Source organism: Streptomyces endophyticus, from assembly GCF_035798155.1.
GTDB lineage: Bacteria > Actinomycetota > Actinomycetes > Streptomycetales > Streptomycetaceae > Streptomyces > Streptomyces endophyticus.
This window is the reverse complement of the sequence record NZ_JAOZYC010000196.1, coordinates 1-24,097: the sequence shown is the minus strand read 5'-3', so window position 1 is coordinate 24,097 and position 24,097 is coordinate 1. Positions and strand designations below refer to the sequence as shown.

Genomic DNA, 24,097 nt, shown 5'->3' with positions numbered 1-24,097 from the left:
CGCACACCCACAAAAGGTGTACGGGGCCGAGAAGTTGCAGCTCAGCGGTGTCAGCGGCTCGCGCGGTTGACCGCGGAGACGACCGCCTTCAGCGAGGCACGTGTCGTGTTCGCGTCGGTGCCGATGCCCCACAGAACCTTGTCCCCGATGGCGACCTCGATGTACGAGGCGGCGACGGCGGAGGCGCCCTCGCTCATCGTGTGCTCCTGGTAGTCCAGGAGACGGGCGTCGATGCCGATGCCCTGCAGCGCGTGGAAGAAGGCGGAGATGGGGCCGTTGCCGGTGCCCACCAGCACCTGCTCCTGGCCGTCCACCTCGGCCTCGACGGTCAGCGTGTCGACGCCGTCCGTGTCGGTCGTGGTCTGGCCCGTCTTGACCTGGATGCGGCCCCACGGGTTGGCCGGGTTGGGCAGGTACTCGTCCTGGAAGACGCTCCAGATGTCCTTCGGAGTGACCTCGCCGCCCTCGGCGTCCGTCTTCTGCTGAATGACCTTGGAGAACTCGACCTGCATACGGCGCGGCAGGTCCAGGTTGTGCCCGTCCTTCAGGACGTACGCGATGCCGCCCTTGCCGGACTGCGAGTTGACCCGGATGACGGCCTCGTAGGAGCGGCCGACGTCCTTCGGGTCGATCGGCAGGTACGGGACGGCCCACTCGATGTCGTCGACGGTGACGCCCTTGGCCTTGGCGTCGGCCTCCATGGCGTCGAAGCCCTTCTTGATGGCGTCCTGGTGGGAGCCGGAGAAGGACGTGTAGACCAGGTCGCCCACGTACGGGTGGCGCGGGTGGACCTCCATCTGGTTGCAGTACTCCCACGTACGACGGATCTCGTCGATGTGGGAGAAGTCGATCTGCGGGTCGACGCCCTGCGAGAACAGGTTCATGCCCAGGGTGACCAGGTCGACGTTGCCGGTGCGCTCGCCCTGTCCGAACAGGCAGCCCTCGACGCGGTCGCCGCCCGCCATGACGCCCAGCTCGGCGGCGGCGACGGCGGTGCCGCGGTCGTTGTGCGGGTGGATGGACAGGCACACGTACTCGCGGCGCGACAGGTTGCGGGACATCCACTCGAAGCGGTCCGCGTGCGTGGAGGGCGTCGAGCGCTCCACCGTGGCGGGCAGGTTGAGGATGATCTCGCGGTCCGGGCCCGGCTGGTAGACGTCCATGACGGCCTCGCAGACCTCCAGGGCGAAGTCCAGCTCGGTGTCCGTGAAGATCTCGGGGCTGTACTGGTAGCCGAACGTCGTCTCCGGGCCCAGCAGCTTCTCCGCGTACTCCATGACCAGGCGCGTGCCGTCGACGGCGATCTGCTTGATCTCTTCCTTGGAGCCGCGGAAGACGACGCGGCGGAAGACCGGCGCCGTGGCGTTGTACAGGTGGAGCGTGGCGTTCTTGGCGCCCTTCAGGGACTCCACGGTCCGCTCGATCAGGTCCTCACGGGCCTGGGTCAGTACGGAGATCGTGACGTCGTCCGGGATCGCGGCCGGGTCCTCGATGATCGAGCGTACGAAGTCGAAGTCCGTCTGCCCCGAAGCGGGGAAGCCGACCTCGATCTCCTTGTAGCCCATCTTGACCAGCAGGTCGAACATCGCGCGCTTGCGGGCCGGGGACATCGGGTCGATCAGCGCCTGATTGCCGTCGCGCAGATCCGTGGAGAGCCAGCGGGGGGCGGTGGTGATCCGCTTGCCGGGCCAGGTGCGGTCCGGGATGTCGACCTGGTCGTACTGGCCGTACTTGTGGATCGGCATGCTGCTGGGCTGCTGGCGGTTTGCCATGATGCGTGGGCTCCTCGGAGGTGGCCTTTGAAGGCGGCCGACGGCGCAACACCAAACTCCGCGGGGAGGGAGCCGGCCTTGTCTACAGGCCCTCGCCGCGGCAGCTAAGGAGAAGCAGCCCGAAACGCATGATGCACCGCACCTTAGTCGAGTACCGCCGGAAGCGAAGACCCGTATCAGTATGCGGGACCGTGGACAGGTAACGGGTAAGAGGTGATCAATACCTCTATTTCGCTAATCATGGTGGCAGGTAGTGACAGCGGCATGACCCGGTGCCACATTGCCTCGCATGACCGCCAACCCAACGGGGAACCCAGCGGGGTTCGAGCCCGTTTTCTGCACCATCGTGCCGCCCCACGTCCTCGACAAGGCAGCTCAGAGCGGGGACTCCGCGATCGCTGCCAAGGCCCGCCGCTCCCTGGAGCGCGACGCCTTCGAGCGCACGCACCGCCGGCTGACGACCGTCATCGGCGCGCCCTCCGTCGCCCCGCCCGCGGGCATCGACGGCCAGAAGCCGCACCGCACCATCTACGACGCCCGGCACCGCACGGAGCTGCCGGGGCGGAAGGTGCGCGGCGAGGGGGACAAGCCCGGCAAGGACGCGACCGTCAACCGCGCGTACGCGGGGCTCGGCGCGACGTTCGAGCTGTTCCTGGAGAAGTTCTCCCGCCACTCGATCGACGGCAACGGTCTGCCGCTGAACGCGACGGTGCACTACTCCGAGGAGTACAACAACGCCTTCTGGAACGGCGAGCAGATGGTGTTCGGCGACGGTGACGGCGAGATCTTCCTCGACTTCACCATCCCCGTCGACGTCATCGGCCACGAGCTGACCCACGGCGTCACGCAGTACACGGCGAACCTGACGTACTTCGGTCAGCCCGGCGCGCTCAACGAGTCGATGTCGGACGTCTTCGGCTCCCTGATCAAGCAGTACACGCTCGGCCAGACGGCTGCCGAGGCCGACTGGCTGATCGGCGCGGGCCTGCTCGCGCCGCGCGTCACCGGCGTCGCCCTGCGCTCCATGAAGGCACCCGGCACGGCGTACGACGACGATGTGCTCGGCAAGGACCCGCAGCCCGCCGACATGGACCACTTCGTGAAGACGGGCCGCGACAACGGCGGCGTGCACATCAACTCCGGCATCCCCAACCACGCGTTCTACATCCTGGCCGAGTCGCTCGGCGGGCACGCGTGGGAGCGGGCGGGCCAGATCTGGTACGACACGCTCACCGGCGGCGAGCTCGAGCAGGACGGCCTCTTCGTCGACTTCGCCAAGGCCACCGTGAAGGCGGCGCAGGCCCGCTACGGCGGCGGCGAGGAGTACCAGTCGGTGCTCAAGGCCTGGGAACAGGTCGGCGTTCCTACCCAGTAGGCGCCGGTTGGAGTAGACAGGGACCCATGCGTATTCAGGTATCGCGCACGGGCGGATTCGCCGGCATCGACCGGCACGCCGAGGTGGACACGGCGGGCCGGTCCGATGCCCACGAGTGGCACGCGCTGGCCGAGAAGGCGGTGGCCTCCGGCCGGAGCACGCCGCCGATAGGGGTACCCGACGGCTTCAGCTACACACTCACGGTGGACGGGAAGACCGTGTACTGCGCCGACCCCCGGCTCACCGAGGAACAGCGCAGGCTGATCACGCGGGTGCTCAAGGAAGGGGCGTAGCTGAAGGGGTGTAACTCCCGGCAGCCGCATGGGCGTTGACTTCCTACCAATCGGTACGGATGATCCCGGCCATGGCAGCTACCGAGGACCCGCTCCCGACGTTCCCGCCCGGTTTCCTGTGGGGCGTCTCCACGTCGGCCCACCAGATCGAGGGCGCCGCGAGCGAGCGTGCGCCCTCGGTGTGGGACTCGTTCAGCGCGGAGCCCGGCCGGATCAAGGACGGTTCCACGGCGGCGGTGGCCTGCGACCACGTGGCCCGTTACCGCGAGGACGTGGGCCTCGTCCGCGACCTGGGCGTGGACGCGTACCGCTTCTCCGTCTCCTGGCCGCGGGTGCTCGCGCCCGGTGGCCTCGACTTCTACGACCGGCTCGTCGACGAGCTGTGCGCGCAGGGCGTGCGGCCCGTGCCCACCCTCTTCCACTGGGACCTTCCGGCGGCCCTTGAGGAGGCGGGCGGCTGGCTGGAGCGGGACACGGCGGCCCGGTTCGCCGAGTACGCGGCGACGGTCGCCGCCCGGCTCGGGGACCGCGTAGCCAAGTGGATCACCCTCAACGAGCCCGCGGAGCACACCCTGCTGGGGCATGCGCTCGGCGAGCACGCGCCCGGCCACAAGCTGCTCTTCGACGCGCTGCCGGTGGCCCACCACCAGCTCCTCGCGCACGGTCTCGCGGCGCGGGCACTGCGCGCGGCGGGCGCCGACGACATCGGCATCGCCAATTCGCACGGCCCGACCTGGGCGGCCTCCGACGACCCGGCCGACACGGCGGCGGCCGACCTGTACGACATCATCCTCAACCGGCTCTTCTCCGACCCACTACTGCTGGGCCAGTACCCGGACGGATTCGGCGAGTTGATGCCGGGCGACGACATCGCCGCCGACCTGAAAGTGATCTCCGAGGACACCCTCGACTGGTACGGGATCAACTTCTACCAGCCGACGAAGGTGGGCGCGCCCGGCACGACGGACGTCGAGTTCTCCGGGCTCACCCTCCCCGCCGAACTCCCCTTCTCCGTACGGGAGATAGCGGGCCACCCGGTGACGGACTTCGGCTGGCCGGTGGTCCCGGAAGCGCTCACCTCGCTCCTCACCGGCTTCCGCGACCGCTACGGCGACCGGCTGCCGCCCCTCGTCGTCACCGAGAACGGCTGCGCGTACGAGGGGATCGACGACCAGGACCGGATCGCGTATCTGGACGGCCACATCCGGGCCCTGCACGGGGCTCTCACGCAGGGCGTGGACGTACGCGGCTACTTCGTCTGGTCGCTCATGGACAACTGGGAGTGGGCGGAGGGGTACACGAAGCGGTTCGGGCTCGTGCACGTCGACTACGCCACGCAGGCGCGCACGCCGAAGGCGTCGTACGGCTGGCTGCGAGGCGCGCTGCGGGCCCAGCGGGCATGACGGCGCCCGCGCTGCAGGACCCGCTGCGGGAGCCGACGGAGCGGGTGGGACGGGCCTGGACGAGCGCGCTGTCGCTGGCCAACGGGGCGATCTGGGTGGGCTGGTACGGGCCGCTGCAGATCCTGCTCGCCAAGCAGTCCGAGCACTTCGCGCCGGGCACCGGGATGTCCAAGGAGTCGCTGCTCGCGTGGGTGACGGGCGTCGGCGCGGTGGTGTCGTTGGCCGCGAACCCGCTGTTCGGCGCCCTCTCCGACCGCACCGTGTCGCGGTTCGGGCGGCGTACGCCGTGGATCGTGGCGGGCACGGCGGGCGGTGCGCTCTCGCTGCTGCTGCTCGGCGGCGCGGACGCGGTGTGGGTGCTGTTCCTGGGCTGGTGCCTGGTGCAGCTGACGCTGAACGCGGCGTTCGCGGCGGTCACCGCGGCCGTGCCCGACCGGGTGCCGCGGCTCCAACGGGGCGCGGTGGGCGGCTGGTTGGGGGCCGCGCAGATCCTGGGCGTGGTCGGCGGCACGGGGCTCGCGACGGCGGCGGGCGGGGTCGGCGCCGGATACGCGGCCTGCGCGGTCTTCACGCTGGTGGGCGTGGCCCCTTACGTGCTGCGCCACCGGGACCCGCGCCTCGCGCGGGACGCCCGTCCCCCGTGGTCGTGGCGCGGTTTCGCGCGCGGCTTCTGGCTGAGCCCGCGCCGCTACCCGGACCTCGGCTGGGCGTGGCTGACCCGCTTCCTGATCAACCTGGGCAACTCGCTGGTGCTGCTGTACTTGTTCTACTACCTCCGCGACCAGCTGCGTTACGAGGACCCGGACTCCGGCGTGCTGATCCTGACCGCCGTGAACGGGGTGACGCTGCTCGCGACGGTGGTGGTGAGCGGGGCGTGGTCGGACCGCGTCGGGCGCCGCAAGCCGTTCGTGCTGTGGTCGGGCGTGCTGATGGCGGTGGCGACGGCGGTGCTGTCCGGCTGGCAGACCTGGCCGGGGGCGATCGTCGCGGCGGCCGTCCTGGGCGTCGGCTTCGGGGTGTTCACCTCGGTCGACTTCGCGCTGATGACGGACGTGCTGCCGACGGCCCTGGACCGCGGCAAGGACCTCGGCGTCATCAACATCGCCAACGCCCTTCCCCAGGTGGCCGCCCCCGCGCTCGCCGCTCCGCTGGTGAACCAGCTGGGCGGATACCGGGTGCTGTACCTGGTGGCGGCGGGGGTCGGCCTCGCGGGCGCGATCCTGGTGCGGCGGATCCGGGGCGTCGCGTAGGGACCTGCCGCCCAGCGGCCCGTAAGCCGAGCGGCCCGTAAGAGGAGCTAGAAGCCGAGCTTGCGCAGCTGCCGCGGGTCCCGCTGCCAGTCCTTGGCGACCTTGACGTGCAGGTCCAGGTAGACCGGCGTACCGAGGAGCGCCTCGATCTGCTTGCGGGACTTGATGCCGACGTCCTTGAGGCGCTTGCCCTTCGGGCCGATGATGATGCCCTTCTGGCTGGGCCGCTCGATGTAGACGAACGCGTGGATGTCGAGGAGCGGCTTGTCCGCGGGCCGGTCCTCGCGCGGCAGCATCTCCTCCACCACGACGGCGATGGAGTGCGGCAGCTCGTCCCGCACGCCTTCGAGCGCGGCCTCGCGGATCAGCTCCGCGACCATGACCTGCTCGGGCTCGTCGGTGAGGTCGCCCTCGGGGTAGAGCATCGGTCCCTCGGGCAGCATCGGGATCAGCAGATCGGCCAGCAGGCCCACCTGCTGGTCCCCGACCGCCGACACCGGCACGATCTCCGCCCACTCGATGCCCAGCTCTCTGCCGAGCTGGTCGATGGCGATGAGCTGCTCGGCGAGGGTCTTGCTGTCGACCAGGTCCGTCTTGGTGACGATGGCGACCTTCGGCGTCTTCTTGATCGACGCGAGTTCCTTGGCGATGAACTTGTCGCCGGGGCCGAGCTTCTGGTCGGCGGGCAGGCAGAAGCCGATCACGTCGACCTCGGCCCATGTGGTGCGCACCACGTCGTTGAGGCGCTCGCCCAGCAGCGTGCGCGGCTTGTGCAGGCCGGGGGTGTCCACCAGGATCAGCTGCGCGTCCTCGCGGTGCACGATGCCGCGCACGGTGTGCCGCGTGGTCTGCGGCTGGTCGGCGGTGATGGCCACCTTCTTGCCGACCAGAGCGTTCGTGAGGGTGGACTTGCCCGCGTTGGGGCGGCCGACGAAGCAGGCGAAGCCGGCGCGGTGCGCGGGCTCCGGAGAATTCGACGGCTGGGACGGCTGGGTACGAGCGCTCATGGCGCCCATTGTCCCCGATGGCGGGGGTGCCGCAGCACAGTGAGGCCCAGGTAACCGCCCGGCAACAAGAAACACGGCGGAAACCCACCCGTGCGGTTCCGGAAACGCGGACCCGTGACGCTGATCCGCATGCCTGCCACGACCGTGCCCCTCGCCGCCCCCGCACTCGATACGGGCGACACCGCCTGGCTGCTCGCCGCCACCGCCCTCGTGCTGCTCATGACGCCGGGACTCGCCCTCTTCTACGGCGGCATGGTCCGCACGAAGAGCGTCCTGAACATGCTGATGATGAGCTTCGTGTCGATCGCCCTCGTGACGGTGGTGTGGCTGGTCGCCGGCTACTCGCTCGCCTTCGGCGACGACGCCTTCGCGGGCCTGATCGGTGGCCTGGGGCACGCGGGCATGGCCGGCATCGGCCCGGACTCGGTGACCGGCACCGTCCCCACCTTCCTCTTCACGACCTTCCAGCTGACCTTCGCGATCCTCACGGCCGCGCTGATCAGCGGGGCGGTCGCGGACCGTACGAAATTCGGGGCGTGGCTGGTCTTCGTACCCGTCTGGGCGCTGCTCGTATACGTTCCCGTGGCGCACTGGGTATGGGGTCCCGGCGGCTGGATCGCGAACCACCTGGGCGCCCTCGATTTCGCGGGCGGCCTGGTGGTGGAGATCGCCTCGGGCGCGTCGGGCCTGGCCCTCTGTCTCGTCCTCGGCCCGCGCATCGGCTTCAAGAAGGACGCGATGCGCCCGCACAACCTGCCGATGGTGGTTATGGGCGCGGGCCTGCTGTGGTTCGGCTGGCTGGGCTTCAACGGCGGCTCGGCACTCGGCGCGAACGGTATCGCCGCGGCCTCCATGTTCAACACCCTGATCGCGGGCTGCACGGGGCTGCTGGGCTGGCTGTTCGTGGAGCAGCGGCGGGACGGGCACCCGACGACGTTCGGCGCGGTATCGGGCGCGGTGGCCGGCCTTGTCGCGATCACCCCGGCCTGCGGGGTCGTCGGCGTGCCGGGCGCGGCCGTCGTCGGGCTCGTGGCCGGTGTCGTCTGCTCGTACGCGGTCGCCTGGAAGCTGCGCCTCAACTACGACGACTCCCTCGATGTCGTCGGCGTGCACTTCATCGGCGGCGTGGTGGGCACCGTCCTCATCGGCCTGTTCGCGACGTCCGCGATGACCGGGTCCGCGGCCAAGGAGGGGCTGTTCTACGGCGGCGGGTTCGGCCAGCTCGGCAAGCAACTGCTCGCGGTGCTGGTGGTCGCCGCCTACACCTTCCTCGTCACGTACGGGATCGGGAAGGGCATCGACCGGCTGATGGGCTTCCGGGCCGAGGCCGAGGAGGAGCTGACCGGGCTCGACCAGACGGCGCACGCGGAGAGTGCGTACGATCACGGCGTCCTGAGTGCCGCCCCCGTCGCCCGAAAGGTCGCGCCATGAAGCTGATCACCGCGGTCGTGAAGCCGTTCCGCCTCGACGAGGTCAAGACCGCGCTGCGGGAGCTGGGTGTCGACGGCCTGACCGTGACCGAGGCCAGCGGCTACGGCCGCCAGCGCGGGCACACCGAGGTCTACCGGGGCGCCGAGTACCAGGTCGACCTGGTACCGAAGGCCCGGATCGAGGTCGTCGTGGAGGACGCGGACCTGGAACCCGCTATGGACGCGATCGTTCGGGCCGCACGGACCGGGAAGATCGGCGACGGCAAGGTGTGGGCGGTTCCGGTGGACACGGTCATCCGCGTCCGCACGGGCGACCGCGGCCCCGACGCCATCTGACCTCCGGCCGGACCCGGCGAATCAAGCCCCTGCGGCGATTGAACAGCGGGGTCCGGGGCGGAGCCCCGTGCCGTTGAGCGCGCGGCACCGCCGGGGCCCTGCCCCGGACCCCGCGCCTCAATCGCCGGCGGGGCTTGATGGTGCCCACCCGCCGACGAGGCTTGATGGTGCCCACCCGTCGCAAGGGCTCGAAGTCACTCAGAGGCCGGCCTTGGCGCCGCAGACCGGCCACGCCCCCGGCCCCTGCTCAGCCAGAACATGGTTGGCGACAGCCATCTGCTCCTGCGGAGTGGCCAGATTCGCAGCGGACGCGTACTGCGTACCGCCGTACGCCGCCCACGTGGACGGCGTGAACTGCAGCCCACCCGAGAACCCGTTCCCCGTGTTCGCGGCCCAGTTCCCACTGGCCTCGCACTGGGCGACGGACTGCCACTGGGACGCCGACGCCCCGGTGGCCGCCGAGGCGCTGCCGGTACCCGCGAGCACCAGCATCCCGCCGGCACCGGCCAGCACGGCGGCGGTGCCCAGACGGCGGGTACGGGACATACGGGCGGTGGGACGACGAAGCGCGGTGGAGAACACGAAGCGGAACCTTTGTTTGGGGACGTGGTGGGTCGCCCGGTGCGGCGGCCGGTCGGTCGGCTGCCGCAGCGGGCGACCTCTCCACCGTGAGCCACGCCGAGCCCCGGTCCCATGGGCCGCCCGACCCACCGGCCCACCCTTCGGTCCCCGCCCCGGGTCCCGCTCCACCGGGACCGATGACCCGGGGCGCAGGTCCCGGCGGCCGCTCCCCCGGCCCCCGTGCCCCACGCACGACGCCCGCCGCACCGGGCCGTCGGGCCCTGCTGTGCGGCGGGCGTGAGGGTACTCACAAAGCGGTGCGGAAGGCGTGAGCGTGCTCACAGAACCCCCGCGGCGGACACGGCGGTTCAGCCCGCCGGCAGCGTCTCCTTCACCGTGCCGTCGCCCCCGGCCAGGAACACCGGCGTACCGGCCCCGCCCAGGTCGCGTACGGCCGCGAGGTCCTCCGCCGAAAGCTCGTCGGAGGCGGAGACGACGGCCGCCGCCTCCAGGGACTGCGCGCCGGACGCCACCGCCATGGCGACGGCCGTCTGCAGCGCGCTCAGCTTCAGGGAGTCGAGGGCGACGGTGCCCGCGACGTAGGTGCGCCCGGTCTCGTCACGCACGGCCGCGCCCTCGGGCACACCGTTGCGGGCCCGCGTGGAGCGGGCCAGGGTGACGATCTTGCGGTCCTCGGGGCCGAGGTCGGTGCTCTCAGTCATGGGGTGAGCATAAGGAAGCGGGTCGGGTTCACCCTGCGACGGGGTACATCGCCCCGCGCCGCCCCTGGGGCGAGGCCAGCCACTCCAGCTTCGCGGCGGTGTCCGCCTCGGCCAGCGGGGTGTGCAGCACGACGGTGAGGTCGGGCCGCGCGGGGATCTTCATGGCGGTCGACTCCAGGTGCAGCAGCCCGGCCACGGGATGCGTGAGCTCCTTGCGGACCTGCCCCTGCGGCTTGATGTCGCGGCGCTCCCACAGCTCCACGAACTCCGGGCTCACCGCCTTCAGTTCGGCCACGACCTCCTGGAACCCCTCGTCGTCGGGGCACTCGGAGCAGGCGGCGCGGAACTGGGCGACGACCGTCGCCGCGTTCTGCTCCCAGCTCTCGCTGCGGGCGCGGTAGAGGGAGTCGGTGAAGAAGTCGATGACGCAGTTCTGCCGGTTCTCCGGGCGCATCGCGAGGACGATCGCCGCCGCGTCGTTGTACATCACGCAGTTGTAGTACGCGTCCATGATGTGCGCCGGGTACGGCATCCAGGCGTCGATGAGCCGCTGCAGCCCGTCGCACATCTGCTGGTCGCCGGGGTCCACCTCGTACGCGGGCGGGTTGAGTCCCGCGAGCACGTACAGATGGCGACGCTCCGCGCTGGTCAGCTTCAGGACGCGGGCCACGGAGTCGAGCACCTGCGGCGACACCGAGATGTCCCGGCCCTGCTCCAGCCACTGGTACCAGGAGGCGCCGACCCCTGCGAGCACGGCGACCTCCTCGCGGCGCAGGCCCGGCGTGCGCCTGCGGGCGCCGCCGTCGGGCAGGCCGGCCTCGGTGGGCGAGACCCTCGCCCGGCGGCTCATCAGGAACTCCCGCAACTCACTGAGCCGGTGCTTCTTGAGCGCTGCGCTCTCCGCCACGTGCGACTCCCCCGGTTGTCTGGTGGTGCGACCACCAGCATAAGTTCCCACTCTCCACGGATATTCCGGTCGTACGAAGCTCTTGGCCATGGCGATCGACACCGCAACCTCCACGGCTCCCCTGCCCCAACCACCCACCGCGCCCCGCCTCTCCGGCCGGGACAAGCTCGTCCTGTTCGTCCTCTGCGCCGCCCAGTTCATGGTGGCGCTCGACTTCTCCGTGCTGAACGTGGCGCTGCCGGTGCTCGGTCCCGACCTCGGCATGAGCACGTCCGCGTTGCAGTGGGCGGTGACCGCCTTCGCCCTGCCGTCCGGTGGCTTCCTGCTCCTCTTCGGCCGGATCGGCGACCTGTACGGGCGGCGCCGGATCTTCCTGTCCGGGCTCGCCCTGTTCGGCGCGGCCTCGCTGCTCGCGACGTTCGCCTGGGACCCGGCGTCCTTCCTCGCGGGCCGCGCGCTGCAGGGCATGGGCGCGGCGGCGATCGTGCCGACCGGCATGTCGCTGCTGACCACGACGTTCCCCGAGGGCCCGCAGCGCGACAAGGCGATCGGCATCTCCGGCACCCTGATGTCCCTCGGCTTCACCGTCGGCATGGTGGCCGGCGGGGTCCTCACCGACGCGCTCGGCTGGCGCTCCACGATGGGCCTGCTGACCCTGTTCGCCGTGCTCGTGCTGCCGCTCGCGCCCGGCCTGCTGCCCGAGTCCCGCACCCCGGACCGCCCGCGCCTTGACGTCCCCGGCGCCGTCACGGTCACCGGCGGCCTGCTCGCCCTGATCTACGCGCTGTCCACGGCGGCGGAGGTCGGCTTCGGCCGCGCCGACGTCCTCGTCACGCTCGTCGCGGGACTCGCCCTGCTCGCGGCGTTCGGCTACGTCGAGTCCCGCAGCGCCCAGCCGCTGGTGTCGCTGCCGATGCTGCGCCGCCGCACCATCGCGTGGGGCAACGTGGGCGGCCTGGTCACCTTCTCGATGATGTCGACGATCGTCTTCGTGCTGACGCTGTACCTCCAGGAAGTGCTGCACCTGTCGGCCTTCGAGACCGGCCTCGTCTTCGGCGTCCAGGGCGTCCTGTCGGTGGTCGCGGGGGCGTACACGCCGAAGGTCGTCGGCCGCTTCGGTGCCCGCCGCACCCTGGTCGGCTCGCTCGTCGGACAGGGCGTGCTCATCGCCTCGCTCCTGCAGATCGGCACCGGCGGCGCCTCGGTCTGGCTCGCGACCGCCGGAGTCTCGCTGGCCAGCGCCTTCCACCTGGGCGCGATCATCTCGTACGGCCTCACGGTCACCTCGGGTGTGCCGAACGAGGAGCAGGGCCTGGCCACGGGTCTGGTCACCTCGACGCAGCAGGTCGGCATCACCGTCGGCATCCCGCTGCTCGGCGTCCTCGCGACGACGTCCACGGACCTGCTGACCGGGGTGCACACGGTGATCGCGCTGGACGCGGCGATCGTGCTGGTGGCGGCGGCGCTGGTGGCGCTGGGGCTGCGTACGAAGCGGGGCTAGGACCGGTCGAGGCGCAGCCGCTCCGCCTTCGGAAGGCCCGCCACCACCAGGTCGTAGGAATCCTCGATGAGCTCCCGGACCACCCGGTCCGGGAGCTCTTCGGGCCGGTCCACGGTCACCGTGTTCCAGTGCCGCTTGTTCATGTGCCAGCCGGGCACGATGACGCCCTCGTGCTCGCCGCGCAGCCGCAGCGCGTCCTCGGGGTCGCACTTGAGGTTGACGGTGAGCGGGCGGCCGTCGAGGTGCGAGAGCGCGAACATCTTGCCGAGCACCTTGAAGACGGACGTCTCCGGGTTGAACGGGAAGTCCTCCACCGCCGCGTTGAACGACAGGCAGAACGTTCGCAGCTCCTGTGGCGTCACCCGGCGCTCCCCTCCCGGTCGCCGCCGACCGGCTCCGAGAGCACGGTCACGATCTTGTTCCGGCGGCCCGCGGCGGCCTCCGCGGTCAGCCGCAGCTCCCGCCCGTCGGGCAGCGTCACCATGGACGAGGCCCCGGCGATCGGGACCCGGCCGAGGGCCTTGGCCAGCAGCCCGCCCACCGTCTCCACGTCCTCGTCGTCGAACTCCTCGATGCCGTACAGCTCACCGAGGTCGCCGATGTCGAGCCGGGACGTCACCCGGAACCGCTCGTCGCCGAGCTCCTCCACGTTGGACACCTCGCGGTCGTACTCGTCGGTGATCTCGCCGACGATCTCCTCAAGGATGTCCTCGATGGTGACGATGCCCGCCGTGCCGCCGTACTCGTCGATCACGACGGCGACGTGCGTGCGCAGCTGCTGCATCTCGCGCAGCAGGTCCCCCGCGTTCTTGGTGTCGGGGACGAAGGTCGCGGGCCGCATGGCGGTGGACACCAATTCGGCCTCGGCGTCCCGGTTGATGTGCGTCTTGCGCGCGAGGTCCTTCAGGTAGACCACGCCGACGACGTCGTCCTCGCTCTCGCCGACCACGGGGATCCGGGAGAACCCGGAGCGCAGGGCGAGGGTGAGGGCCTGCCGGATGGTCTTGTACCGCTCGATGACGACGAGGTCGGTGCGCGGCACCATCACCTCCCGCACGAGGGTGTCGCCCAGCTCGAAGACGGAGTGCACCATGCGGCGCTCCTCGTCCTCGATGAGGGACTCCTTCTCGGCGAGGTCGACCAGGGCCCGCAGCTCGGCCTCGGAGGCGAAGGGGCCACGCCTGAAGCCCTTGCCGGGGGTCAGCGCGTTACCGATCAGGATCAGCAGCGGCGGGATCGGCCCCATGATCCGGGCGAGCGGCAGCAGCACGTACGCGGCCGCCGTGGCGGTATTCAGCGGGTGCTGGCGGCCGATGGTGCGCGGCGAGACGCCCACGGCCACGTACGACACCAGCACCATCACGCCGATGGCGACGAGCAGCGCCTGCCAGGTCTCCTTGAACTCCTCCAGGCACGCGTACGTGACGAGCGCGGCGGCGGCCATCTCGCAGGCGACGCGCACCAGGAGCGCCACGTTCAGATAGCGCGTGGGGTCGGCGGCCACCTGGGAGAGCTTGGCGCTGCCGCGCCGCCCGGACCGCGCGGCCTCCTCGGCGCGGAAGCTCGACACCCGCGCGAGGCCGGCCTCGGCGCAGGCGGCGAGCCAGGCGATCACGACCAGCGCGACGGCCCCGGCGATCAGCGAGAAACTCATGACACGGTCGGCGCCGGCGACGGCCCCGTCATTCCCTTCTCCGCACGCCAGCCGTCCACGATGCCCGCCTGGAGACCGAACATCTCGGCCTTCTCGTCGGCCTCCTCGTGGTCGTACCCGAGCAGGTGCAGCACCCCGTGCACGGTGAGGAGCTGGAGCTCCTCGTTCATGGAGTGCTGCGTGGGCGCGTCCTCACCCTGCTTCTTGGCGACCTCCGGGCACAGCACGATGTCGCCGAGCAGACCCTGCGGGGCCTCGTCCTCGTCCTTCATCGGCGGCCGCAGCTCGTCCATCGGGAACGACATGACATCCGTCGGCCCCGGCAGATCCATCCACTGCACGTGCAGCTGCTCCATGGCGTCGCCGTCGACGACGATCACCGAGAGCTCCGACAGCGGGTGGATCCGCATCCGCGCGAGCGCGTAGCGGGCGATGTCGAGGATCGCCTGCTCGTCGACCTCGGTTCCGGACTCGTTGTTGACGTCGATCGACATGGCGCTGTGGGTTCTCTACTTTCCTCTGGGACGGCCGTTGCCCTTTTGGGTGCCGTTCTCCGTACCGTGCTCGGTGTCGTACTTGTCGTACGCGTCGACGATACGGGCGACCAGCTTGTGCCGGACGACATCCTGGGACGTGAGCCGCGAGAAGTGCACGTCGTCGAGGCCCCCCAGAATGTCCTGCACCTGCTTGAGGCCGCTCTTCGTGCCACCCGGAAGGTCGACCTGCGTCACGTCACCGGTGACCACGATCTTCGACTCGAAACCGAGGCGCGTCAGGAACATCTTCATCTGCTCGGGGCTCGTGTTCTGCGCCTCGTCGAGAATGATGAAGGCGTCATTCAGGCTTCTGCCCCTCATGTACGCCAGCGGCGCCACCTCGATCGTCCCCGCCGCCATCAGCCGCGGGATCGAGTCCGGGTCGAGCATGTCGTGCAGGGCGTCGTACAGCGGACGCAGGTAGGGGTCGATCTTCTCGTAGAGCGTTCCCGGCAGGAAGCCGAGCCGCTCCCCCGCCTCCACCGCGGGACGGGTCAGGATGATCCTGTTGACCTGCTTGGACTGGAGGGCCTGGACCGCCTTGGCCATCGCCAGATAGGTCTTGCCGGTGCCCGCCGGGCCGATGCCGAAAACGATCGTGTGCTTGTCGATCGCGTCGACGTACCGCTTCTGGTTCAGCGTCTTCGGGCGGATCGTGCGGCCCCGCGACGACAGGATGTTCTGCGTGAGCACCTCGGCGGGCGTCTCCTGCCCGTCGCTTCCGTCCGCCTTCAGCATGGCGATGGAGCGCTCCACGGCGTCCTCGGTCATCGGTGCCCCCGTCCTCACTACCAGCATCATCTCGTCGAACAGGCGCTGGATGAGGGCGACTTCCCTCGGATCCCCCGACGCGCTGATCTCATTGCCCCGGACATGGATATCGGCCCCCGGGAAGGCCTGCTCGATCACTCGCAGCAGCGCGTCCCCGGATCCCAGAACCTCCACCATGGGGTGCTTGGCCGGGACGGTGAACTGTGCGCGGGCGCTGGATGGTGTCTGCGTCATGAGCCGGGCCTGTGGCCCTTGCGTCCTCCCCGTACGGGACTTTCTCTGCGGTGTGTCCTGCGGTATTGCCCTGCACCGCCAAGGGTACGGCGCGGGTACGACAACGCCGAGTGGGTTTCGTGACGTCACCAGGGCCGGTCAGCGGTTACCGGCTACGCCGACCGTCCGAAACCGATCGTCGGGACCGCTCGTCGCAGCGGCCAGGCCCGGGAGGTGTCGGGGAGCAGTGGGGCCAGGAAGTCGTAGCGGTCCAGGGCGCAGCGGTTCTGGTGCTCGTTCGACCGGACCTCCTTCCACCACACCGCGATCTCCGACCAGCCCGGCGCCGACAGCGAGCCGCCGAACTCCTGGACCGAGAGGGCCGCGGTGAGGCCGGCGAAGGCGAGGCGGTCGGCGAGCGGCCAGTCGGCCAGGGTCGCGGTGACGAAGCCGGCGACGAAGACGTCCCCCGCCCCGGTCGGGTCGAGGGCCTCGACCTCGATGGCCGGTACGGACGCGGTCTCGCCGGTCCGCCCGTCCACCGCGTAAGCGCCCTCCGCGCCGAGCGTCACCACGGCGACCGGCACGTGCTCGGTCAGCGCGTGCGCCGCGGCCCGCGGGCAGGACGTGCGGGTGTAGCGCATGGCCTCTTCGGCGTTCGGCAGGAACGCCTCGCAGTGCCGTAGCCCCGGCAGCGCCGCCAGGTCCCAGCGGCCGGTCTCGTCCCAGCCCACGTCGGCGAAGATCTGCGTTCCGGAGCGCGCGGCCGTCGCGACCCACGGCTCCTCGGCGCCGGGCACGAGCGAGGCGACGGCGGCTCTGGCGTGCGGCGGGCAGTCCGGCGCGGGCTCAACGGGCGGCGGCTCGTGGCCGTGGCTCACCATCGTGCGTTCGCCCTCGTACGCCATGGACACGGTGACGGGCGAGTGCCAGCCCGGCACGGTCCGCGCGTAACTGAGGTCGATGCCCTCGCCGTGTTCGAGGGCGTCCCAGCAGTACTCGCCGTAGTGGTCGTCGCCGAAGGCCGCGGCGAGCGAGGTGCGCAGGCCGAGCCGTGCGAGCGCCGTCGCCATGTTCGCGATCCCGCCGGGGCTCGACCCCATGCCGCGCGCCCACGACTCCGTGCCCCGCACGGGCGCGCTGTCGAGGCCGGTGAAGATGATGTCGAGGAAGACCGTGCCGGTGAGATAGACGTCGTAGGGCGGATCGGCCGTCGTGCGCAGCGCCGCGAGAGGGTCCGTTCCGGGTCGTGTGGAGGTCACGTCGCGCTCCTGAGTGGTACGGGTTTGGACAGTGTGCACGACCCGGTCCCGTGCCACGGTGGACGACATCAACCTGTCACGAAGCGGCGCCGAGGGGCCCCTGGCCTGATCGTGCGCGGATTACGATCGGCGCATGTCAGAGAGCGTCAACAGCGAGCCGCCGCGCGGAGTGCGCGAGGTGAAGTCGGCCGCCCGCACCGTCGACCTGCTCGATGTGCTCGCCGCCCGCGGAGACCGTCCGGCCCGCCTCCAGGAGCTCGCGGACGAGCTCGGGGTGCCGCGCAGCTCCATGTACGCGCTGCTGCAGACGCTCATCGCGCGCGGCTGGGTGCGCACGGACGTGACGGGTTCGCTGTACGGCATCGGCATCCGCGCCCTGCTGACCGGCACCAGCTACCTGGACACGGATCCGTACGTACGCTCCGTGCGCCCGTTCCTCGACGAGGCGTCGGACGCGCTCGGCGAGACGATCCATCTGGGGCGCCTCGACGGCTTCGACGTCGCGTACCTGGCGACCCGTGAGTCGCACGAATATCTGCGCACGATCAGCCGGGTGGGCCGCAGGCTGCCCGCGCACATCGGCGCGCTGGGCAAGGCGCTGCTCGCCGAGCGCCCGGACGACGAGCTGCCGCCGGGCCCGTACGAGCAGTCCACCGGGCGCACGCACACGACGCGCGAGGCGCTCGCCGCCGACCTCGCCGGGATCCGCGAGCGCGGCCACTCGGTCGACCGCGAGGAGGGCGTCGACGGCATCGTCGGCTTCGGCTTCGCGCTGCGCTACGCGGACCCGGCGCACGACGCCATCAGCTGCTCGGTGCCGGTGGTCCGGCTGACGCCTGAGCACGAGGAGCGGATCGTGGCGGTCATGGGCGAGACCCGCGCGAAGATCGAGGCGACGGCTCACCGGGGGACCTCCGGCGTCCCCGACTGGCGCTGACCACGACCGCCGCCCCACACAAAAATTGCTCGGATACCCGGCCGAACCACACACAAACCAAATGTGTCACGCGTCACAGGGCCCCGGCTTCCATGCACCCCCCATGGACTTGATACAAATTGGCGGCGCCCAACGTCCCCGGTTCGGTCCCGTTCGCAAAGACGTCGCGCTCCCCAACTCCCCTGCCTTACCACCCCCTTGCCCAAAACAGCGTCCAAGGCAAGAGGCCCGTCCTCAGGAACGCCCGTGTCCTCGCGCACCTCCCGGCCCGCGCTCGTCGCCCTCTTCACGGCCGGCTATCTCGCCGCCTATCTCCTGCCCACCATCGTCGGCAGAGTCGCGGTCAGCCTGCATCTCTCCCCCACCCAGGCCGGTCTCGTCGGCAGTGCGCTGCTGCTGAGTTCGGCCGCCGCGGGGCTCACCCTCGCGGCCCGCGTCGAACGGATCGGCGCCCGCCGCGCGGCCCGCGCCGGACTGCTGCTCGCCGCCGTCGGATACGGCACCGCGGCCCTCGCCGCCACCACCCCGCTACTCGTCGCGGGTGCGATGGTCGGCGGCTTCGGTTCGGGTACGGCGACGGCGGTCGCGGCCACCGGGATCGCCGCCCAGAAGGACCCGCACCGCGCCTCGACGCTCGGTCTGCTGACCGTGTCCGCACTCGCGTGCGCCCTGTACCTGACCATCCCGCGGATCAGCGAGGGCAGCTGCCTGCCGTTCGCGGCGCTCGCCGCCACCGCGCTCGCCGTGTGGCCGGCGACGCGCGCCCTCGCCGACCCGGCCACCCTGGACAACTGCGCGGCCCCGGCCCCCAAGTCCCCGCTCCCCCATGCCCGTTCGGGCCTGATCCTCGCGGTGACGCTGGTGTGCTGGTCGATGGCGCAGAACGCGCTGTGGGGCGTCAGCAGCCGCATCGGCACCGAACAGGCCGGCCTGTCCGAGGTCGCGGTCGGTTCGGTCTTCGCGGTGGCGCTCGGCGTCGGGCTGCTCGGCGTGATCGGCGCGGGCGCGGTCGGCGTCCGCATGGGCCGCGCGCTGCCCATCGGCGCGGGCACGGCCGCGATCGCCTGCTGCGTCCTGCTCAGCGCCCGCGCGGACGACCTCGCGTCCTTCGCCACGGGCGAGATCGCCTGGAACACCCTCTACCCGGTGGTCCTGTCCTACGTCCTCGGCCTCGCGGCCTCGCTCGACCCGCGCGGCCGCTGGGCGGTCCTCATGGGCTCGGCATCCTCGCTCGGCACGGCCTGCGGCCCCCTGGCCGGCAGCCTGCTGGCCCAGGCGACCGGCTTCCCGGTGATGGGCGTGGTGCTCGCCGTCGCGCTGCTGCTGCTCGCGGTGCCACTCACCGTGGTGACCCTGCACACCGGTGGCCGCCCGCTGTTCGCGGGGGCGGCACGGCGCCACAGCGGCGCCCCGGTCGGCGCGATCGTGCCGCCGTCGGGTGTGCTGGAGCAGCCGGTGGTCGAGCTGTTCGACATCGAGACGACCGTCGAGACGCCCGCGTACACGGTGTTCACCGCGGTGGGCCCCGACGGCGTCGAGCCGGAGCCCCTCGCACAGGATCAGCCGGAGATGTCGTCCAGTTCGTACGCCTCGACCTCGGCGATGTAGCGCGCCCGCAGCGCTTCGTCCTCCGCGCTGCCGTCGAGGAACGACGCCACGAACGAGTTGCGGGCCAGCTCCCGCACTCGTTCGTGGTCGATGCCCAGCGCCTCATGGACGGCGTGGAAGGTGTCGCCGACGTAGCCGCCGAAGTAGGACGGGTCGTCGGAGTTGACCGTGCACAGCAGGCCCGCGTCCATCATCTTGACCAGCGGGTGGTCCTCCAGCATGTCGATGGTGCGCAGCCGCACGTTCGACAGCGGGCACAGCGTGAGCGGGATCCGGTCCCGTACGAGGCGGGTCACCAACTCGGGGTCCTCCAGGGACCGCAGCCCGTGGTCGACGCGCTCGACCCCGAGGATGTCCAGGGCCTCCCACACGTACGAGGGGTCGCCCTCCTCGCCCGCGTGCGCGACCTTGCGCAGGCCGAGCGCGCCGGCGGCCTCGTACACCTCGCGGAACTTGGACGCGGGGTTGCCGACCTCGGCGGAGTCGAGGCCGATGCCGACGATCCGGTCGAGGTACGGCTTCGCGGCCTCAAGGGTCTCCATGGCCGACTCGGCGGACCGGTCGCGCAGGAAGCACATGATGAGCTTGGTGGAGATCCCGTGCCGCGCCTCGCTGCGCGCGAGCGCCCGGTGCAGCCCCTCGACGACGGTGCCCATCTCCACGCCCCGCGCGGCGTGCGCCTGCGGGTCGAAGAAGATCTCGGCGTGCCGCACGCCCTGCTCGGCGGCGCGCGCGAGATAGGCGTCGGCGAGCGCCTCGAAGTCGTCCTCGGTGACGAGAACCGCCATCAGCGAGTAGTAGAGATCGAGGAAGGACTGCAGGTCGGCGAAGAGATACGCCTTGCGCAGTTCCTCGGTGTCGGCGTACGGCAGGGTGATGCCGTTGCGAGCGGCGAGTTCGAAGGCGAGCTCGGGTTCGAGGGTGCCCTCGATGTGCAGGTGGAGCTCTGCCTTGGGGATGCGCGCGAGTGGTGCGAGTGACATCCGACCAGCGTACGCAGGGTGCTGACTCAGCGGCGCTTCGGCACGGGGACGCGGTCCAGGTCGCGGGCGACCGTCAGCTCCCCGTCGAACCCGGCGGCGCGGGCCTGTCGGGCGAACTCCTCCGGGTCGGTGTAGCGCTGGCTGAAGTGGGTGAGGACGAGGTGCCGCACACCGGCTTCCCGGGCGATGCGGGCGGCCTGCGAGGCGGTCAAGTGGCCGTGGTCGGTGGCGAGTCGGGCATCCGCGTCGAGGAAGGTCGACTCGATGACCAGGAGGTCGCAGCCCTCGGCGAGCGCCTCCGCGCCCTCGCACAGCCGGGTGTCCATCACGAACGCGACGCGCTGTCCGCGCCGCACCTCGCTCACCTCGTCGAGCGTGACGCCCCGCAGGGAGCCCTCCTTGTGCAGCCGCCCGACGTCCGGCCCCTTGATGCCGTGCGCGGCGAGCCGCTCGGGCAGCATGCGGCGCCCGTCGGGCTCGACGAGCCGGTAGCCGTACGACTCGACGGGGTGCGAGAGGCGGCGGGCCTCAAGGCGGTACGCGGGGGTGTCGGCCAGCACCGCGCCGTCCCCGCTCACCAGTTCCTCCGCGATGTCGACGTTCTCCCGGTACGCGGTGGAGTACCGCAGCCGGTCGAAGAACCGCTGCCCGGACGCCGGGTAGTGCGCGGTCACCGGGTGCGGCACGCGGTCGAGGTTGATCCGCTGGATGACGCCCGCGAGGCCGAGGGAGTGGTCGCCGTGGAAGTGCGTGACGCAGATCCGGTTGATGTCGTGCGCGGCCACACCGGCGCGCAGCATCTGCCGCTGGGTGCCCTCGCCGGGGTCGAAGAGGATGCCTTCGCTGTCCCAGCGGAGCAGGTAGCCGTTGTGGTTGCGCTGCCGGGTCGGCACCTGGCTCGCGGTGCCGAGCACGACGAATTCACGTACGGACACGGGTTATCCGGGGGGCCACTGCAGGCCACGGCCGCCGAGGACGTGGGCGTGCGCGTGGAAGACGGTCTGGCCCGCGCCGCTGCCGGTGTTGAACACGATCCGGTAGCTGTCCAGCTTCTCCTCCTTGGCGACCTCGCCGGCCTCACGCAGCACGTCGGCGGCGATCTCCGGTTCGGCGGCGGCGAGCGAGGCGGCGTCGGGGTGGTGGACGCGCGGGATGACCAGGACGTGGGTGGGTGCCTGGGGGTTGATGTCCCGGAACGCGACGGTGGACTCCGTCTCGCGGACCAGGGTGGCGGGGACGTCCCCCGCGACAATCTTGCAGAACAGACAGCCGTCCATGTGGGTCCCCTCGGCGGTGGAGTGTGGGTACATCGGCATCGTATCGATCAGCCCCGACGTGGTTGACGCCCCGGACCCCGCTGCTCAATCGCCGCAGGGGCTTAAATGGCTCAGCCGCCGCGGGGGCTTGATTTATCAAGCCCCGCCGGCGATTGAGGCGCGGGGTCCGGGGCGGAGCCCCGGGGGCGCAACCACTACTCCGCCGAAGCCCGCGGCAGCGTCGGCGCCGACTTGGCCGGGTTCTCCGTCAGCGCCGCCAGGGCGATGCGGATGGCCTCGTCGAGCTGGGGGTCACGGCCCGCCGCCGCGTCCTGCGGGGTGAGGACGACCTCCACATCCGGATCCACCCCGTGGTTCTCCAGCCCCCACCCGTAACCCTCCATCCAGGTCGCATACTTCGGCTGCGTGACCAGCGTCCCGTCCACCAACCGGTACCGGCTGTCGATGCCGATGACGCCGCCCCACGTACGGACGCCCACGACGGGACCGATGCCGAGCGCCTTGATCGCCGCGTTGACGATGTCGCCGTCCGAGCCGGAGAACTCGTTCGCCACGGCGACCACCGGGCCGCGCGGCGCGTCCATCGGATACGTGAAGGGGCGGCTGTCGCGCGGCAGGTCCCAGCCCACGACGCGGCGCGCCAGCTTCTCCACGACGAGCTGCGACGTGTGCCCGCCCCGGTTCTCCCGGACGTCCACGACGAGTCCCTCCCGCGCGACCTCCACGCTCAGGTCCCGGTGGATCTGGGCCCAGCCGGGCGCCTGCATGTCGGGGACGTGCAGGTAGCCGAGACGGCCCTCCGAGTGCTCGTGGACGTACGCCCGCCGGTCCGCGACCCACGCGTGGTACCGCAGCGGCTCCTCGTCGTCGACCGGCACGACGATCACGTGGCGCGGGTCGCCGCCACCGGCCGGCGAGACCGTCAGCTCGACCGGTTTGTCGGCGGTGCCGACCAGCAGCGGCGCGGGCCCGGTCACCGGGTCGACCGGCCTCCCGCCCACCGCCACGATCGCGTCCCCCGCGCGCACGGCGACACCGGGCGCGGTGAGCGGGGAGCGGGCGCGCGGGTCGGAGGTCTCGGACGGCAGCACCCGGTCGACGACCCAACCGCCGTCCTCGTGGCGGGAGATGTCGGCGCCGAGCAGCCCCTGCCGGCGCGCGGCGGACCCCCGCCCGCCCGTCGGCGCCACATACGCGTGCGAGGTCCCCAGCTCACCCTGCACCTCCCACAGCAGGTCGACGAGGTCGTCGTGCGTGGCGACCCGGTCGAGCACCGGCCGGTACCGCTCCAACACCCCGTCCCAGTCGACCCCGTTCATGTCGGCGCGCCAGAAGTTGTCCCGCATGAGGCGCCCGGCCTCGTCGTACATCTGCCGCCACTCGGCGGCCGGGTCGACGATCTGGCTGACCCGGGACAGGTCGACGGTGATGTTCGTGTCGCTGTCGTCGTCGTGCGCGGGCCGCCGGTCGCTGGGGACCACCTTCAGGACCTCGCCGGTCCACAGCAGCACCCGCTTGCCGTCCCCTGTGACCTCGAAGTGGTCGGCGTCGGCGCCGATCTCCTCGATGCGCTGCTTGCCCAGGTCGTAGCGTTCCAGGCGGGTCTTGGGCTCCGGCGCGTCGAGACCGGCACGGGAGTCGCCGAGCACGCCGCGCACCGGGTGCCGCAGCCACAGCACGCCGTCCTTGGCCGTACGCAGCCTGGAGTAGCGGGCGGCCTCCACCGGGAACGGCACGATGCGGTCGAGCAGGCCCTCCAGGTCGACCCGGGTCGCGGGCGCGCCCTCGCTGTCGGGCGTCTCGGCCCGCGGGCTGTCCGGGGCGTCGAAGGGGCGGCCGTGGCGCTGCGGCCCGAACGGCGACGGTGTCGTCGCGGCGAGCGTGATCAGGTGCGGCCGCGAGCCGCTGACGAACGCGAGGTCGAAGGCGTGCTCGTCATAGACCGGGTCGAAGGAGCGCGCCGACAGGAACGCCAGGTGCTTGCCGTCGAGCGTGAACGCGGGCGCGTAGTCCCGGAACCGCAGCGGGGTCGCCTCGCTGACGGAGAGGTCGGTGGCGTTGGCGAGCTTGAGCTGGCGCAGATCGTGCGGTCCTGCGTGCGACCAGGCGAGCCACGCCGAGTCCGGGGAGAACGCGAGGCCTGTGGCGTTCCCGTCCTCGCTGCGGTCCACTTCCCGTACGTCGCCGCTGTCCCGCTCGACGAGCAGGACGCGGCCGTCGTGCGAGGCCACGGCGACCCGGCCGCCGTCCGGCGCCACCGTCAGGGCGAGCACCCGGCCGAGCCGGCCCGCCCCGAGCC

23 protein-coding genes are annotated in these 24,097 nt (G+C 71.2%); 9 read left to right on the top strand and 14 right to left on the bottom strand.

Annotated elements, in window-relative coordinates; translation table 11 throughout:
• Positions 1–50: 50 nt before the first annotated feature.
• Entirely contained in the window at positions 51–1,772 is a 1,722-nt protein-coding gene (gene leuA, locus OKJ99_RS39285; RefSeq protein ID WP_326023223.1) for a 2-isopropylmalate synthase, read from the bottom strand.
• Between the two features lie 289 nt (positions 1,773–2,061).
• On the opposite strand from leuA, the gene OKJ99_RS39280 reads away from it, so the two are divergent.
• The 4 genes from OKJ99_RS39280 to OKJ99_RS39265 all read left to right on the top strand — a co-directional run bounded on the left by OKJ99_RS39280 (position 2,062) and on the right by OKJ99_RS39265 (position 6,093).
• Positions 2,062–3,147 carry a M4 family metallopeptidase gene (locus OKJ99_RS39280; protein WP_326023222.1) on the top strand — a complete coding sequence of 362 codons (1,086 nt, stop codon included), beginning with the start codon at positions 2,062–2,064 and terminating at the stop codon, positions 3,145–3,147.
• A 26-nt stretch (positions 3,148–3,173) separates the two neighbouring features.
• Positions 3,174–3,440, top strand: coding sequence for a protealysin inhibitor emfourin (locus OKJ99_RS39275; RefSeq protein WP_326023221.1), 267 nt, complete (start codon positions 3,174–3,176; stop codon positions 3,438–3,440).
• A gap of 71 nt (positions 3,441–3,511) precedes the next feature.
• Positions 3,512–4,843: a GH1 family beta-glucosidase gene (locus OKJ99_RS39270; protein WP_326023220.1), complete on the top strand. Its 1,332-nt coding sequence runs from the start codon at positions 3,512–3,514 to the stop codon at positions 4,841–4,843.
• Positions 4,840–6,093 (top strand): MFS transporter, encoded by a 1,254-nt coding sequence (locus OKJ99_RS39265; RefSeq protein ID WP_326023219.1) that lies wholly within the window; start codon positions 4,840–4,842, stop codon positions 6,091–6,093. Before OKJ99_RS39270 ends, OKJ99_RS39265 begins: the two co-directional genes overlap by 4 nt.
• A gap of 47 nt (positions 6,094–6,140) precedes the next feature.
• Here the strand turns inward: OKJ99_RS39265 and era are convergent, their stop codons facing one another.
• On the bottom strand, positions 6,141–7,109 hold the full coding sequence (era, locus tag OKJ99_RS39260) for a GTPase Era (protein ID WP_326023218.1): 969 nt from the start codon (positions 7,107–7,109) through the stop codon (positions 6,141–6,143).
• Positions 7,110–7,229: 120 nt separating this feature from the next.
• Between era and OKJ99_RS39255 the strand changes: the two genes are divergently transcribed.
• The gene (locus OKJ99_RS39255) at positions 7,230–8,531 is read left to right on the top strand and encodes an ammonium transporter (protein WP_326023217.1); all 1,302 of its coding nucleotides are present in this window, start codon (positions 7,230–7,232) and stop codon (positions 8,529–8,531) included.
• Positions 8,528–8,866, top strand: a complete 339-nt coding sequence (locus tag OKJ99_RS39250) for a P-II family nitrogen regulator (RefSeq protein WP_326023216.1) — start codon at positions 8,528–8,530, stop codon at positions 8,864–8,866. Before OKJ99_RS39255 ends, OKJ99_RS39250 begins: the two co-directional genes overlap by 4 nt.
• A 198-nt stretch (positions 8,867–9,064) precedes the next feature.
• Here the strand turns inward: OKJ99_RS39250 and OKJ99_RS39245 are convergent, their stop codons facing one another.
• From OKJ99_RS39245 to OKJ99_RS39235, 3 genes are all read right to left on the bottom strand, one after another.
• Positions 9,065–9,448, bottom strand: coding sequence for a transglycosylase family protein (locus OKJ99_RS39245; RefSeq protein WP_326023215.1), 384 nt, complete (start codon positions 9,446–9,448; stop codon positions 9,065–9,067).
• A 347-nt stretch (positions 9,449–9,795) separates the two neighbouring features.
• A complete protein-coding gene (locus OKJ99_RS39240) occupies positions 9,796–10,149 on the bottom strand; it encodes a cytidine deaminase (RefSeq protein WP_326023214.1) in 354 nt (117 codons plus the stop codon).
• Positions 10,150–10,177: 28 nt separating this feature from the next.
• On the bottom strand, positions 10,178–10,999 hold the full coding sequence (locus OKJ99_RS39235; RefSeq protein WP_326023421.1) for a helix-turn-helix transcriptional regulator: 822 nt from the start codon (positions 10,997–10,999) through the stop codon (positions 10,178–10,180).
• 145 nt (positions 11,000–11,144) lie between these two features.
• On the opposite strand from OKJ99_RS39235, the gene OKJ99_RS39230 reads away from it, so the two are divergent.
• Complete coding sequence (locus OKJ99_RS39230; RefSeq protein ID WP_407700850.1) at positions 11,145–12,557, top strand: MFS transporter; 1,413 nt, start codon at positions 11,145–11,147, stop codon at positions 12,555–12,557.
• Here the strand turns inward: OKJ99_RS39230 and OKJ99_RS39225 are convergent.
• From OKJ99_RS39225 to OKJ99_RS39205, 5 genes are all read right to left on the bottom strand, one after another.
• The gene (locus tag OKJ99_RS39225) at positions 12,554–12,919 is read right to left on the bottom strand and encodes an MmcQ/YjbR family DNA-binding protein (protein ID WP_326023213.1); all 366 of its coding nucleotides are present in this window, start codon (positions 12,917–12,919) and stop codon (positions 12,554–12,556) included. The two genes, OKJ99_RS39230 and OKJ99_RS39225, sit on opposite strands and share 4 nt — an antisense overlap.
• The gene (locus tag OKJ99_RS39220) at positions 12,916–14,211 is read right to left on the bottom strand and encodes a hemolysin family protein (protein WP_326023212.1); all 1,296 of its coding nucleotides are present in this window, start codon (positions 14,209–14,211) and stop codon (positions 12,916–12,918) included. Before OKJ99_RS39220 ends, OKJ99_RS39225 begins: the two co-directional genes overlap by 4 nt.
• A complete protein-coding gene (ybeY, locus tag OKJ99_RS39215) occupies positions 14,208–14,705 on the bottom strand; it encodes an rRNA maturation RNase YbeY (RefSeq protein WP_326023211.1) in 498 nt (165 codons plus the stop codon). The genes OKJ99_RS39220 and ybeY overlap by 4 nt, the downstream gene beginning before the upstream one ends.
• 15 nt (positions 14,706–14,720) lie before the next feature.
• Entirely contained in the window at positions 14,721–15,752 is a 1,032-nt protein-coding gene (locus OKJ99_RS39210) for a PhoH family protein (protein WP_326023210.1), read from the bottom strand.
• A gap of 152 nt (positions 15,753–15,904) precedes the next feature.
• Positions 15,905–17,062: a carbohydrate kinase family protein gene (locus tag OKJ99_RS39205; protein WP_407700849.1), complete on the bottom strand. Its 1,158-nt coding sequence runs from the start codon at positions 17,060–17,062 to the stop codon at positions 15,905–15,907.
• Positions 17,063–17,126: 64 nt separating this feature from the next.
• Between OKJ99_RS39205 and OKJ99_RS39200 the strand changes: the two genes are divergently transcribed.
• Both OKJ99_RS39200 and OKJ99_RS39195 read left to right on the top strand, forming a co-directional pair.
• A complete protein-coding gene (locus OKJ99_RS39200) occupies positions 17,127–17,930 on the top strand; it encodes an IclR family transcriptional regulator (protein WP_326023208.1) in 804 nt (267 codons plus the stop codon).
• Between the two features lie 246 nt (positions 17,931–18,176).
• Positions 18,177–19,538, top strand: coding sequence for an MFS transporter (locus OKJ99_RS39195; protein ID WP_326023207.1), 1,362 nt, complete (start codon positions 18,177–18,179; stop codon positions 19,536–19,538).
• Here OKJ99_RS39195 and OKJ99_RS39190 read toward each other — a convergent pair.
• From OKJ99_RS39190 to OKJ99_RS39175, 4 genes are all read right to left on the bottom strand, one after another.
• On the bottom strand, positions 19,490–20,521 hold the full coding sequence (locus OKJ99_RS39190) for an adenosine deaminase (RefSeq protein WP_326023206.1): 1,032 nt from the start codon (positions 20,519–20,521) through the stop codon (positions 19,490–19,492). The genes OKJ99_RS39195 and OKJ99_RS39190 overlap by 49 nt on opposite strands.
• A gap of 26 nt (positions 20,522–20,547) precedes the next feature.
• The gene (locus OKJ99_RS39185; protein ID WP_326023205.1) at positions 20,548–21,456 is read right to left on the bottom strand and encodes a ribonuclease Z; all 909 of its coding nucleotides are present in this window, start codon (positions 21,454–21,456) and stop codon (positions 20,548–20,550) included.
• Between the two features lie 3 nt (positions 21,457–21,459).
• Positions 21,460–21,831 (bottom strand): histidine triad nucleotide-binding protein, encoded by a 372-nt coding sequence (locus tag OKJ99_RS39180; RefSeq protein ID WP_326023204.1) that lies wholly within the window; start codon positions 21,829–21,831, stop codon positions 21,460–21,462.
• 161 nt (positions 21,832–21,992) lie between these two features.
• Positions 21,993–24,097, bottom strand: a 2,105-nt coding sequence (locus OKJ99_RS39175; RefSeq protein ID WP_326023203.1) for a PDZ domain-containing protein, incomplete at its 5' end; no start/stop codon positions are given.